Here is an 11660-nt window from a genome sequence, read left to right as displayed (position 1 = left end):
CGCCGCATCCATGCGGCGGACACCCCGCAATCCGACACCGCCCCACCTTCGACAGGTTCACGCGGCTGTTGGTGGGTGCCGACCGTTGGTCGGCACATCTGTCGGATATCGAATTGATCATCCACGCATGGCGTGGATCTACTGGTAGGTGTCGACCTTGGTCGACACAGAGCGTGCGCAGCGCGCGACCCGCTTTTGATTTTCTATTTTCTTTTCCGTGGTTGGACGCACGCAGGAAATTGTCAGAGGTGGGGCGGGGCGGGTTCGTGGGGGTGTACGCGACATGGATGCCGCGGCCAAGCCTCCAGGGATGGATTCACGGCGTCCCCCGCGAACCCGCCCCGCCCCACCAAGCGCGCACCACGCATGATGCCAGTCGACTAACAGTCGACTCTACCTGTGAGGCCAGCCACGAGGGGCTCAGCCGTTGGCCGCCGCAAACACCGGGCGCGTCAGGTTGTCCGCTTCGCCGTCGGTGCACAGCACTTCGTCTTCGATGCGGATGCCGCCATACGGGCGGAAGACGTCCACGCGGTCCCAGTTGATTGCATCGCCATGACCGGCGGCCTTCACTTCGTTCAACAGCATGTCGATGAAGTACAGGCCCGGCTCGATGGTCACCACCATGCCCGGTTCCAGCACGCGGGTCAGGCGCAGGTACGGATGGCCGGCGGGGCGCTCGATGCGGCCGCCTTCCTCGCTGGCCGCGAAACCGGCCACGTCGTGCACCTGCAGGCCGATCAGGTGGCCGATGCCATGCGGGAAGAACGCGGCGCTGACGCCGGTTTCCAGCGCGGTCTGCGGCGAGACATTGATGACTCCGAAATCCTTCAGCACGCCCATCAGCGAAAGATGTGCATCCACATGCAGCTGCCTGTAGTCGAAGCCCGGCCGCACCGCGGCGCACATCTGCTGCTGGGCTGCATCCACGGCTTCGATCATCGCCGCGAATTCGTCATGGCCGTGCGCGGCATGGGTGCGGGTGATGTCGCTGGCGTAACCGTGGGCACTGGCGCCGGCATCGATCAGGAAGCTGCGCAGGGGCTGCGGTGCCTTTCGGCCCAGCTCGGTGTAGTGCAGCACGGCAGCGTGTTCGTTCAGTGCCACGATGTTGCCGTAAGGCAGTTCGTTGGCATCCTGGCCCACGGCCTGGCAATACGCCATGTGGATGCTGAATTCATCGGCGCCATTGCGGAACGCGGCCTCGGCAGCACGGTGGCCGCGCACGCCCAGCACCTGCGCCTGGCGCATCAACGCCACTTCGTACGGCGTCTTGCAGGCGCGGTGCCATTCCAGGTAGTTCACCACCGGCGCCGGGTTGTTCGGCACGTACGCACCCAGCGCGCTCTGCGGTTCGCCCAGGATCGCGCAGCGCGACGGATCGCCCGGCAGCAGGGCCAGCGCCTCTTCAGGCGTGCGGATGATGTGGATGTCGAAATGCTCCACCCACCAGCCGCTGGGCGCATCGGGCACCACGTGCCAGTAGTCGAAGGGCTGGTGGAAGATCACCGCCGGACGCTTGCCCGGGGTGAACGCCACCCAGCTGTTGGGCACGCGGGTGAGCGGCAGCCAGGCCTTGAACTGTGGATTCACCGCGTACGGGTAGTCGCGGTCGTCGAACACCTGGTAGTGCAGGGTGCCGCTGGGCACCACCAGATGATCGAAGCCGCCGCGCGCCAGCGCCTGTTCGGCGCGTCGGCACAGCACGGCCAGGTGGTCGGAATACAGGGCGCCAGGGTCTTGCTGGATCATTGCGGTGGCTCGACACGGAAAACGGCCCTAGATTCTGCCGCATACCGCAAAAAACCGCTGTGCAGGAACCGGCACTCAGCCTGCTGTAACCGGTGCCTCGTCGCTATCCTCGCCGATCCAGGCGCGCAGCAGCTGTCGATGCTCGCGCGACAGGGTCAGGAAACGGAACCCGGCCCAGCTCTGGCCCGGCGCATGCGCGGGCTCGCTCCACAGCAGGTGCACGCCGACGTCGATTGCTTCGCTGCGGCCGTCGCCCAGCGGCAGCGGGAACCGCAGCTGGTACAGCGCGTCGTCGCGCAGCGGCTGGCTGGCCAGCATCAGCATGCCGGTTTCAGAGACGTTGCCCAGCCGGCCGATCACGCTTTCGCGCATCTGGTCGCTGACCGGAACCAGGTCGGACACCTGGCGTCGCGGGGCGCGGCGGGTGTCCTGCGGCGGGGGCTGGTTCATGCTTCAGGCTCCTGGCGGCGGCGACCGGCCAACGCGCGCAGGGCTGACAGGCTGGCCTGCCAGGCGCGGTCGACCAGGCGGCCCTTTTCTTCGGTGACCAGCTGCGCCCGGCCGGCACTCATCTGCCGGGCCAGCGTATCCAGGTCGGTCTCGCTGCTCTTCTGCCCACGTGGGTTGACGAACAGCACGTGGCCGGTCAGCAGGCTGTACCAGGACAGCCGCTGGCGGCGCACGCTGCCGTCCTCACCAGTCAGGTCGAACCAACTGCCGAAGGGCAGGCGGGCCAGTTGGTCATGACAGGCCTGTTCGGCGGCCGTGCGCGGTGTGGTCTCGGGGGCGTCGCCGCTGCCCGTCGCGTGCTCGCCCAGCCGCGCCCGTGCCTTCAGGCGCGCGCTGAGTTCGGTACGGGAGGTGTGTTCGTCTTCGCCGCCGGGCGTGGCCAGGCGACGGGCGACCGCCGACGCTTCCTCGGGGTGGTAGCCGACCTGCAGCAGGGCGGCCTCCACTTCCGCAGCCAGCGGTGCGTCGGGCGTGCTGTCGGCCCCGACGGGTGCGGCGGTGACGGCGGCAATGCGTTCGGTCTGCTGCAGGCGTTCCTGCCACTGTGCCGAATCATCGCCATGGCGCAGCCGGGTCAGGGTCAGCGCATCGGCCCAGGCCTCACGCAGCAGGGTCTGCACGAAGCGCGGCGGCTGCTGTGCCTGGCAGTGCTGGTCGATCTGCGCGCTGGCTTCGCGGCGGGCCAGCGCCAGGCGCTCCTTGCCGCGTGCGGCTTCGACATGGCGGCGTTCGGCCAGTTCGGCGCGATGTGCGGAGGCGCGCTGGTGCTGCTGGATTTCCTCGTTGACCGCAGCGAACACCTCCGGCGTGCGCGCATCCTGGCCCAGCAGTCCCTGCACGCTCTGCGCCAGGCGCTGCATCAACTGCGGGTCCACATCGTCATCGCCCAGCCAGCTGGCACCGGCTTCGGCAATGGTATTGAGCAGCTCGCGTGCAGGGTGTTCGTCGCGCACGAAGAAGGCGGGGTCGGCCATCGCCGCACGCGCCAGCGGCACCTGCAGGCGGGCCAGCAGGGCGGCTGGCACCGGGTCCGGGCGCTGCTGCTGCTGGATCTGCTGCAGCAGCATCCGCAACAGGTCCAGGTGATCGCGATCATGGCTGGCCAGCTGCGCCTGAGCACCATGCTCGCTGCGCAGCTGCGCGGTCACGGCGGTCTGCAGGTCGGTGATGCTGGTCGCGGTCCCGGCCTGGGCCTGCAGGCGTGCCAGCACCGCATCCACCGTTGCGCTGGGGATCGAGGGCGGCTCCACGGCCATCGGCGTGGCATGCCGGGCCTGTTGCAGCAGGTCGTGCAGCAGGTTGGCCGGTGGCGTGGTCAGTTCGGGGTTGGCGGTTCCCGGCGCGGCGACATCGGCAAAGGCGTTCTGCATCAGCGCCGACCACGAGCCGGGGCGGCCGGAACCGCTCCAGCCGGTCAAGGGTTCGGCGGCACGTGGGGCCGGCTGCGTTGCACGTCCACCGCCGACGGACTGGGTGATGATCCGGCGCGTACTGGACGAGCGTGCCAGGTAGGGAGTGTAGACCAGCCCCGGCAGCACGCCGTGCTGTGCCAGCAGGGTGTTGGCACGTTCCAGCAGATCGCCGAGGCGTTCCAGCAGCTGGCGCTCGAAGCTGCGGTAGATGGCCAGCTGCAGCTCGGCGCTCAGACCGTCCCGTTCAGCCAGGCGCCGCACCAGCGTACACAGTGCCTGCGGTGCCAGTGGCAGGGTGTCGCTGTCCAATGCCGGGGCGGCGGCCAGTACCGCAAGGCGCTGGCCCAGCAGGTTCAGTGCATTGCCCGAGCGCTGGTTTTCCCGGCGCACCATTTCGGCCAGCACCAGGGTGCGGTCCACCTCGTGGTCATCCACCAGCGACAGCCCCAGCAGGCCCGGCGCGCGGGCGGGGGCTGCCGGCGGTGCGATGTCCTGCGGCGCGCGCAGCTGCACCAGGCTGTCGGCCAGCGCATCGAGCATGCGCTCGCAGAAGGTACCGGCGAATGCATGCAACTGGCCGCGCTGGGCCAGCAGCTCGGCCTGCATCTGTGGGTTGCGGGCGTGCTCGGCATCGTGCAGCAGCGCCTGCTCGGCCACTTCCACGGTGAGGATCAGCGGAGCGGTCAGCACATGGCGGCAGAGCACCAGCAGTTCACCCAGCAGCGTGCGCACGCGTGGGGTCAGGTCTGCGGCGGCCAGGCGCGCGCTGTCAGAGGTGGCAGAGGGGAAAGCGGCAGACATCGGCGACAGTTCCGGGATTCCCGCGGATCGACATGGGAATCTACCGTGTCGGCCGGTGAAGACGCTACTTGAGGGGCAATGTGAGCGGCGATGGCCGGCCAGCGGCCGGCCCTGCCAGGGCGCGCCTCGCCGGGCATGGCCCGGCGCTACAGGAACAGGCTCACCACGTCGTTGGTGAAGCGGCGGCCCAGTTCGGTGGGCTGTACATGGCCGTCGACCACGGTCAGCCAGCCGCGCTGCACGGCCTCGGCCAGCGGCGCGGCCAGCACGCTGCGCGGCAGGCCGGTACGCGACTCGAAATCGCGCAGGCCGAAGCCTTCATGCAGGCGCAGCAGGTTCAGCATGTACTCGAAGGGCAGGCGGTCGGCGGCGATCACTTCGTCGCCACCGAACGACCCCGGGCTGCCGGCGCTGTCCATGTAGGCCTGCGGGTGCTTGAGCTTCCAGCGCCGCAGCACGTGTTCCTCTGCACCCGAGCTGATCTTGCCGTGCGCGCCGGCACCGATGCCCAGGTAATCGCCGAAGCGCCAGTAATTCAGGTTGTGCGCGCTCTGCCGGCCAGGGCGGGCATAGGCACTTACTTCGTACTGGCCGAAACCGGCCTGCGCCAGCAGCGCCTGGCAGTGCTCCTGCATGTCCCAGGCATGGTCTTCATCGGGGATGCCCTGCGGCGGCCGCGCGAAGAACACGGTGTTCGGTTCCAGGGTCAGCTGGTAGTGCGAGATGTGTGCCGGCTGCAGCGCGAAGGCGCGCTCCAGGTCGGCCTCGGCACCGGCCAGGGTCTGTTCCGGCAGCGCGTACATCAGGTCGATGTTGAAATTGTCGTAGCCGGCGTCCTGCGCCATCTTCACCGCGCGCTCGGCTTCGCCACTGTCATGGATGCGCCCCAGGCGCTTCAGCGCGGCATCGTCGAAGCTCTGGATGCCGAAGCTGAGGCGGTTCACGCCGGCGGCGCGGTAACGGTCGAAGCGGCCGTGCTCGGCGGTGCCCGGGTTGGTTTCCAGGGTGATCTCGGCATTGGGCGCGAAGCGCAGGCGTGCGCTGGCCTGCTGCAGGAAGCGGTCGATGGCGTCCGGCGGGAACAGGCTGGGCGTACCGCCCCCGAAGAACACGCTGTGCACCACCCGGCCCCAGACCAGTGGCAGGTCCTGGTCCAGGTCGCGCAGCAGGGCGTCGATGTAGGCCTCGAACGGCAGCTCGCCCTTGGCCTGGTGCGAATTGAAATCGCAGTACGGGCATTTGCGCACGCACCACGGCAGGTGCACGTACAGCGACAGCGGTGGCGGCACCAGGCGCGGCGCGGTGTCGTGCGCGTGGTCGCCGGAACAGGCTTCGCCGGGCAGGTGGTTGCAGTGGTCGTGGGCGTGCGGCATGGGCATCATCGGTAGTGCCGGCCGCTGGCCGGCTTCCCTTGGGTCATCAGGATGGCATCAGAGCCAGCTGGCCAGCTGCTGCTTGAGCTGCTGCAGGGCAAGGGCACGATGACTGATGGCGTTCTTCAGCGCCGGCTCCATTTCCGCAGCGGTCAGGCCGTGGGTGGTGTCCAGGAACACCGGGTTGTAGCCGAAGCCATGGGTGCCACGCAGTTCGCGGATGATCTGCCCTTCCCAGCGGCCTTCGCAGATCAGCGGTTGCGGGTCGTCAGCATGGCGCAGCAGCACGATGACCGCATAGAAGCGGGCGCTGCGCTGGCCATCGGGCACCTCGGCCATCGCCTCCAGCAGCTTGGCGTTGTTGGCTGCGGCGTTGGTCGGGTGGCCGGCATAGCGCGCGCTGTACAGGCCGGGCGCGCCGCCGAGGGCATCGACAATCAGGCCCGAATCATCGGCCAGTGCCGGCAGGCCGGTTGCTTCGCAGGCGGCGCGCGCCTTCAGCAGCGCGTTCTCGACGAAGGTCAGGCCGGTTTCTTCCACGTCACCCAGGCCCAGTTCGGCGGCCGAGGTGATCTGCAGCGGCAGATCGGCGAGGATCTCCTGCATTTCCACCAGCTTGCCGGCGTTGTGGCTGGCCAATACCAGTTTCTTCATTGACGGGGCTCCAGCAGGTCCCAGGTGTTGCCATACAGATCGCGGAACACCGCGACCGTTGCATAGGGTTCTTCGCGCGGCGCTTCCAGGAACTCGACGCCGGCGGCCAGCATCGCCGCGTGGTCGCGGTGGAAGTCGTCGGTGTTGAGGAAGAAGGCTACCCGGCCACCGGTCTGGGTGCCGATGCGGCTGCGCTGTTCCTCGTCGCTGGCACGCGCCAGCAGCAGGGCAGCGGCACTGCCGTCGGTCGGCCCGACCACCACCCAGCGCTTGTGGCCCTGGTCGATGTCTTCCAGCAGCGTGAAGCCGAGCTTACCGGTGTACCAGGCGATGGCTTCGTCGTAGTCGGCCACCACCAGGGTGGTCAGGGCGATCCGGCGGTTCATGCCGACAGCGCCGCCTGCTGTGCAGCCAGCAGCTCGCCCACGCCCTTCTCGGCCAGGCCCAGCAGCGCGTCCAGCTCGTCGCGACGGAAGGCGTGGCCTTCGGCGGTGCCCTGCAGTTCGATGAAGCCGCCGCCGTCGTTCATCACCACGTTCATGTCGGTGTCGCAGTCGCTGTCTTCGGCGTAGTCCAGGTCCAGCACCGGGGTGCCGCGGTACACGCCCACCGACACTGCGGCCACCGCGCCCAGGATCGGGTTGCGCTTGATGTCGCCACGCTTCATCAGCACGTTCACTGCATCGACCAGGGCCACGTAGGCGCCGGTGATGGCAGCGGTGCGGGTACCACCGTCGGCCTGCAGCACGTCGCAGTCCAGGGTGATGGTGCGTTCGCCCAGCGCGTTGCGGTCCACGCAGGCACGCAGGCTGCGGCCGATCAGGCGCTGGATTTCCAGGGTGCGGCCGCCCTGCTTGCCCCGCGCCGCTTCGCGGTCGCTGCGGGTGTGGGTGGCGCGCGGCAGCATGCCGTACTCGGCGGTCACCCAGCCTTCGCCCTTGCCACGCAGGAACCCCGGCACGCGGTTTTCCACGCTGGCGGTGCACAGCACGCGGGTTTCACCGAAGCACACCAGCACCGAACCCTCGGCATGGCGGGTGAAGCCGCGTTGGATGACGACCGGGCGGAGCTGGTCGGGCTGGCGGCCACTGGGGCGCGAATCGGACATGGTGCGGGTTCCGTAAGGGCAGGGGAGTACGCCGCCGTGCCCGCGACCTTGACGGGGCGGGCAGCAGGGCTCTGGTGAGGGCGCTAGGGTACCATTCCCCTTTTGCACGCACCGGACACATTCCATGATTCGAAGCATGACCGCCTATGCCGGCGGCGAGCGCGTCACCCCGTGGGGCACGCTGGGCTGCGAACTGCGCTCGGTCAACCACCGGTTCCTGGAAGTGGGCACGCGCCTGCCCGAGGAACTGCGTGCGCTGGAGCCGCAGCTGCGCGAGCGCATCGCTGCGCGCCTGAGCCGCGGCAAGCTGGACCTGGTCATGCGCCTGCGCGCGCCGGAAGGTGCCGCCAGCCTGCAGGTGAACGAAGCGCTGCTGGGCCAGCTGGGCCAGTTGGCGCACCGGCTGACCTCCGATTTCCCCAATCTGCAGGTCAGCTTCACCGAACTGCTGCAGCTGCCGGGCGTGACCCAGGGCGAGGCCACCGACGCGGCGGCCCTGCAGGCCGAGGCACTGTCGCTGCTGGACCAGGCGCTGGATGGCTTCGTCGCCGCCCGTGAACGCGAAGGCGACACGCTGGCCGCCGCCATTGCCGAGCGCGTGGATGGGATCGAGCGCATCGCCACCGAGGTTCGCACGCTGATCCCGGCCATCCGCGACGGCCAGCGCGCCAAACTGGCGGCCCGTCTGGCCGATCTGCCGCACCCGGTCGACCCCGGCCGCGCCGAGCAGGAACTGGTGATGTGGCTGCAGAAGCTGGACGTGGACGAGGAGCTGGACCGCCTGGGCAGCCACATCGTGGAAATCCGCCGCGTGCTGAAGCAGCGCGAGCCGGTGGGCCGCCGCCTGGACTTCCTGCTGCAGGAGTTCAACCGCGAAGCCAACACGCTGGGTTCGAAGTCGGTGGACAGCCGTACGTCCAATGCCGCTGTCGAGCTGAAGGTGCTGATCGACCAGATCCGCGAACAGGTGCAGAACATCGAGTGATGTGCATCGGGGCGCCTTCGGGCGCCCTTTCTCATTGGGTCTGCTGGAGGCGGCCACGCATGGACGACGCGAACGATCCTTATCTGGCGATGCGCGCCACCGTGGACCTGCTGGATGAGGTTCTGGAGGTCGCCGGGCTGGAAAACGACGCACGCGTGAAGTCGGCGCTGGCTATGGCCTTTTGCGACCGGCTGGGGGACCGCCTGGATGCCGATCAACGCGCAGCGGTCGACGCGGCGCGCTGTTATTGGAGACAACAGGACAGGACAGGGCGACACCGGTGGCACGCTGTCCATGCGTCCCGGCTCGATCAGCAGCGGCACGTCCTCAGCCCTGTTGACCGGCTGGTCTGGTGCAGCCTGGTCGACAACTCCGGGCTCACCGGATACATGGGCGAGTGTCTGGTGCTGGAAGCGCTTGATGCCGGCCTCGGGCTGGATGACGTCGAAGCGGTGTTGTGCGGCTCGGTTCCGGGCTTTGCGGCGGCGAGGGTGCACCGGGCCCGCTGAAGGAGGGCGCATTGTCGGGCCTGGGTTAAGGGTTGTGTGACAAAACCTATGATAGATTCCAGTTCTGTTTGAGGATTTGTCACATTCTGACGATGCAGACCTCTCAAAATGCCAAGCTCAACCGCCTGCTCGGCACGCGCAGCATGATGCGCGCCCATGAGCTGCGTGATGCCGGCATCAGTGCACAGACGATTGCCCGCGCCGTTCAGAGCGGTGAGATCGAACGTATCTCGCGTGGTCTCTATCAGAAGCGTGATTCAGAAGTCGAAGAGAATCAGATGCTTGCCGAAGCCAGCATGCGCGTCCCCAAGGGGGTGATCGCCATGGTGTCGGCGCTCGCCTTCCACGGGCTGACCGATCAGATGCCACGACGCATCTGGATGGCCATCGGCAAGAGCGACTGGGCGCCCGTGCAGTCCTACCCCCCGCTGCGCATCGTCCGTTTCGCGGAGCCGTATCTGCGAACGGGCGTCGAGCAGCATGCGATCGCGGGGCTCGATGTTCCGGTCTATTCGATTCCGAAGACGCTGGCGGACCTCTTCCGGAATCCCCGGCTGATTGACCGCTCCGTCGCCGTAGAGGGGCTGCGCGCTGCGCTCCAGCAACGGCGGGCAACGCCAGCCGCAATTGCCGAGGTCGCGAAGGCCGGGGGGGCCTGGAAGGTCATGCAACCCTATATCGAGGCGCTCACCTCCAATGGATAGAAGACCGTCCAACCTGGCGAAGTCAGTCAAGGACCGGCTGCTTGTCATCGCTCGCAGAGAGGGGCGCATTTTCGATGTTGTCCTGGTGAAGTTCGCGCTTGAGCGGCTGCTCTACAGGTTGTCGATCTCGGTGCACAAGGACCGCTTCGTCCTGAAAGGCGGCATGCTGGTCACTGTCTGGGTGGCCGACGGAAATCGGGTGACCCGGGATGCCGATTTCCTCGGCCATGGGGATTCCGATCCTGCCCGTCTGATCGCTGATTTCGCAGAAATCATGGCGGTCGAGGGTGAGGATGGTCTCGCCTACGATACTGGCGCGCTTGCCGCGACGGTTATCAGGGAAGAGATGGAATATGGCGGTGTTCGCCTCAAGACCTTCGCCTATCTTGAAAAGACGCGCATCCCCGTGACCATCGATATCGGTTTCGGCGACGCAATGGCGGATCCGAGCTGGCGCATTGACTATCCAACCTTGCTGGATCTTCCCGCTCCCCATATCCGTTCCTATCCGCCTGCCACAGTCGTGGCTGAAAAATTCCAGGCGATGGTGGCGCTGGGTGTCCTGAACGGCCGCATGAAGGACTACTACGATCTGTGGGCAGTGCCACAGGCAATCGAGATATCCGCGGAAGATCTCGACGCGGCTATTGCCACAACGTTCGAGCGACGGCAGACGAATGTCCCGAAAGATCGCCCACCGGGTCTCTCGGCCGAGATGTTCGGCGACGAAGGGAAGCAGCGGCAATGGCGCGCCTACGCGGCATCGCTCGACCTGGAGGGGGTTTCACTGGAAGTGATCATCGAAAGGGTGTGGGAGCTGGTCGGCCCCTCATGCGCGCGGATCACAGCCAGGAACGGGCACGGAGGGTGATGTCCGTCTGGACGGGGTTGCGGCCACGTGCCGCGCCCCAGGCAACCATTCCAAGCCGCTCTGTTAAAGTTGCATGCCCGCACCCCGGGGAGCCATCTGCCGGGCCTGGTTCCAGGATGTTCCGCGCAGCTCCCGCCGTGCTGGCGCGATCTTCCGCGCCGGTTCTGGAACATCGAGGATAAATTTTGCGAAATCAACAGCTTGGGTTCCGCGCATGAGCGCTCCGTCCACCCCGTCGGCCGCCGTCGCGCGCGGCACGCTGTACATCGTTGCCGCCCCCTCGGGTGCCGGCAAGAGCAGCATCGTCAACGCCACCCTGGCGCGTGACCCGCAGATCGCCCTGTCCATTTCCTTCACCTCGCGCGCCATGCGCCCGGGTGAGGTGAACGGCGAGCACTACCACTTCGTCAGCGCCGAGACGTTCGAGGAAATGATCGCCGATGGCGACTTCTTCGAGCACGCGTGGGTGCACGGCGATTGGAAGGGCACCGCCCGCCAGTCGGTGGAGCCGCAGCTGGCCGCCGGCCAGGACGTGCTGCTGGAAATCGACTGGCAGGGCGCCCAGCAGGTGCGCCAGCTGGTGCCGGGCACGGTCACCGTGTTCATCCTGCCGCCGTCCAGGCAGGCCCTGCAGGACCGCATGCGCAAGCGCGGCCAGGACAGCGAGGCGGTGATCGCCCAGCGGCTGGGTGCCGCCCGCGATGAAATGCTGCACTTCAACGAGTTCGACTACGTCATCGTCAACGAGGTGTTCGACACCGCCGTGGACGAACTGTGCGCCATCTTCACCGCCAGCCGCCTGCGCCGGGAGGCCCAGAAGGTCCGCCACGCCGGCCTCATCCAGGCCCTGCTGACCCCGGATCCGGGTGCAACTGACTGATTCCAAAAGAATCGGGTGGGGGTTGGCTTGATTTTGTCCAGCTCCTGCCGGTAGGTTGCCGGCGGAGCAATTTATCCCACAGCTAAATTCGCAATGCAATA

12 protein-coding genes are annotated in these 11660 nt (G+C 67.3%); 5 read left to right on the top strand and 7 right to left on the bottom strand.

Annotated features, from left to right (window positions below):
- Positions 1-420: 420 nt before the first annotated feature.
- The 7 genes from pepQ to rph all read right to left on the bottom strand — a co-directional run bounded on the left by pepQ (position 421) and on the right by rph (position 7610).
- Positions 421-1752, bottom strand: a complete 1332-nt coding sequence (gene pepQ / locus ACQKDV_RS15185) for a Xaa-Pro dipeptidase (RefSeq protein ID WP_427784797.1) — start codon at positions 1750-1752, stop codon at positions 421-423.
- Between the two features lie 75 nt (positions 1753-1827).
- Entirely contained in the window at positions 1828-2202 is a 375-nt protein-coding gene (locus ACQKDV_RS15180) for a PilZ domain-containing protein (RefSeq protein WP_427784795.1), read from the bottom strand.
- Positions 2199-4475: a DUF1631 family protein gene (locus tag ACQKDV_RS15175; RefSeq protein WP_427784794.1), complete on the bottom strand. Its 2277-nt coding sequence runs from the start codon at positions 4473-4475 to the stop codon at positions 2199-2201. Before ACQKDV_RS15175 ends, ACQKDV_RS15180 begins: the two co-directional genes overlap by 4 nt.
- 146 nt (positions 4476-4621) lie before the next feature.
- Entirely contained in the window at positions 4622-5848 is a 1227-nt protein-coding gene (gene hemW, locus ACQKDV_RS15170) for a radical SAM family heme chaperone HemW (RefSeq protein WP_427784793.1), read from the bottom strand.
- Between the two features lie 57 nt (positions 5849-5905).
- Complete coding sequence (gene rdgB, locus ACQKDV_RS15165; protein WP_427784791.1) at positions 5906-6502, bottom strand: RdgB/HAM1 family non-canonical purine NTP pyrophosphatase; 597 nt, start codon at positions 6500-6502, stop codon at positions 5906-5908.
- The gene (locus tag ACQKDV_RS15160; RefSeq protein WP_427784789.1) at positions 6499-6888 is read right to left on the bottom strand and encodes a VOC family protein; all 390 of its coding nucleotides are present in this window, start codon (positions 6886-6888) and stop codon (positions 6499-6501) included. Before ACQKDV_RS15160 ends, rdgB begins: the two co-directional genes overlap by 4 nt.
- Positions 6885-7610: a ribonuclease PH gene (gene rph / locus ACQKDV_RS15155; protein WP_005410889.1), complete on the bottom strand. Its 726-nt coding sequence runs from the start codon at positions 7608-7610 to the stop codon at positions 6885-6887. The genes ACQKDV_RS15160 and rph overlap by 4 nt, the downstream gene beginning before the upstream one ends.
- Before the next feature lie 124 nt (positions 7611-7734).
- Between rph and ACQKDV_RS15150 the strand changes: the two genes are divergently transcribed.
- The 5 genes from ACQKDV_RS15150 (at position 7735) to gmk (ending at position 11559) form a co-directional block, all read left to right on the top strand.
- Complete coding sequence (locus tag ACQKDV_RS15150) at positions 7735-8595, top strand: YicC/YloC family endoribonuclease (RefSeq protein ID WP_427784786.1); 861 nt, start codon at positions 7735-7737, stop codon at positions 8593-8595.
- Positions 8596-8654: 59 nt separating this feature from the next.
- Positions 8655-9104 carry a hypothetical protein gene (locus ACQKDV_RS15145; protein ID WP_427784784.1) on the top strand — a complete coding sequence of 150 codons (450 nt, stop codon included), beginning with the start codon at positions 8655-8657 and terminating at the stop codon, positions 9102-9104.
- 92 nt (positions 9105-9196) lie between these two features.
- Positions 9197-9808 (top strand): type IV toxin-antitoxin system AbiEi family antitoxin domain-containing protein, encoded by a 612-nt coding sequence (locus ACQKDV_RS15140; RefSeq protein WP_427784782.1) that lies wholly within the window; start codon positions 9197-9199, stop codon positions 9806-9808.
- An 85-nt stretch (positions 9809-9893) separates the two neighbouring features.
- Positions 9894-10679: a nucleotidyl transferase AbiEii/AbiGii toxin family protein gene (locus ACQKDV_RS15135; protein WP_427784780.1), complete on the top strand. Its 786-nt coding sequence runs from the start codon at positions 9894-9896 to the stop codon at positions 10677-10679.
- Between the two features lie 214 nt (positions 10680-10893).
- Positions 10894-11559 (top strand): guanylate kinase, encoded by a 666-nt coding sequence (gmk, locus tag ACQKDV_RS15130; RefSeq protein WP_427784778.1) that lies wholly within the window; start codon positions 10894-10896, stop codon positions 11557-11559.
- The last annotated feature ends 101 nt before the right edge of the window (positions 11560-11660 follow it).

Source organism: Stenotrophomonas sp. NPDC077659, from assembly GCF_050268705.1.
Classification (GTDB): domain Bacteria; phylum Pseudomonadota; class Gammaproteobacteria; order Xanthomonadales; family Xanthomonadaceae; genus Stenotrophomonas.
Note: the sequence above shows the minus strand (reverse complement) of the source record. Positions and strands in the feature narration are given on the sequence as shown.

Coding starts and splice junctions, on each gene's coding strand:
- ACQKDV_RS15175 (WP_427784794.1), bottom strand. CDS start 4,475: ATGTCTGCCGCTTTCCCCTCTGCCACCTCTGACAGCGCGCGCCTGGCC.
- ACQKDV_RS15150 (WP_427784786.1), top strand. CDS start 7,735: ATGATTCGAAGCATGACCGCCTATGCCGGCGGCGAGCGCGTCACCCCG.
- hemW (WP_427784793.1), bottom strand. CDS start 5,848: ATGCCGCACGCCCACGACCACTGCAACCACCTGCCCGGCGAAGCCTGT.
- ACQKDV_RS15145 (WP_427784784.1), top strand. CDS start 8,655: ATGGACGACGCGAACGATCCTTATCTGGCGATGCGCGCCACCGTGGAC.
- rdgB (WP_427784791.1), bottom strand. CDS start 6,502: ATGAAGAAACTGGTATTGGCCAGCCACAACGCCGGCAAGCTGGTGGAA.
- pepQ (WP_427784797.1), bottom strand. CDS start 1,752: ATGATCCAGCAAGACCCTGGCGCCCTGTATTCCGACCACCTGGCCGTG.
- ACQKDV_RS15180 (WP_427784795.1), bottom strand. CDS start 2,202: ATGAACCAGCCCCCGCCGCAGGACACCCGCCGCGCCCCGCGACGCCAG.
- ACQKDV_RS15160 (WP_427784789.1), bottom strand. CDS start 6,888: ATGAACCGCCGGATCGCCCTGACCACCCTGGTGGTGGCCGACTACGAC.
- ACQKDV_RS15140 (WP_427784782.1), top strand. CDS start 9,197: ATGCAGACCTCTCAAAATGCCAAGCTCAACCGCCTGCTCGGCACGCGC.
- rph (WP_005410889.1), bottom strand. CDS start 7,610: ATGTCCGATTCGCGCCCCAGTGGCCGCCAGCCCGACCAGCTCCGCCCG.
- gmk (WP_427784778.1), top strand. CDS start 10,894: ATGAGCGCTCCGTCCACCCCGTCGGCCGCCGTCGCGCGCGGCACGCTG.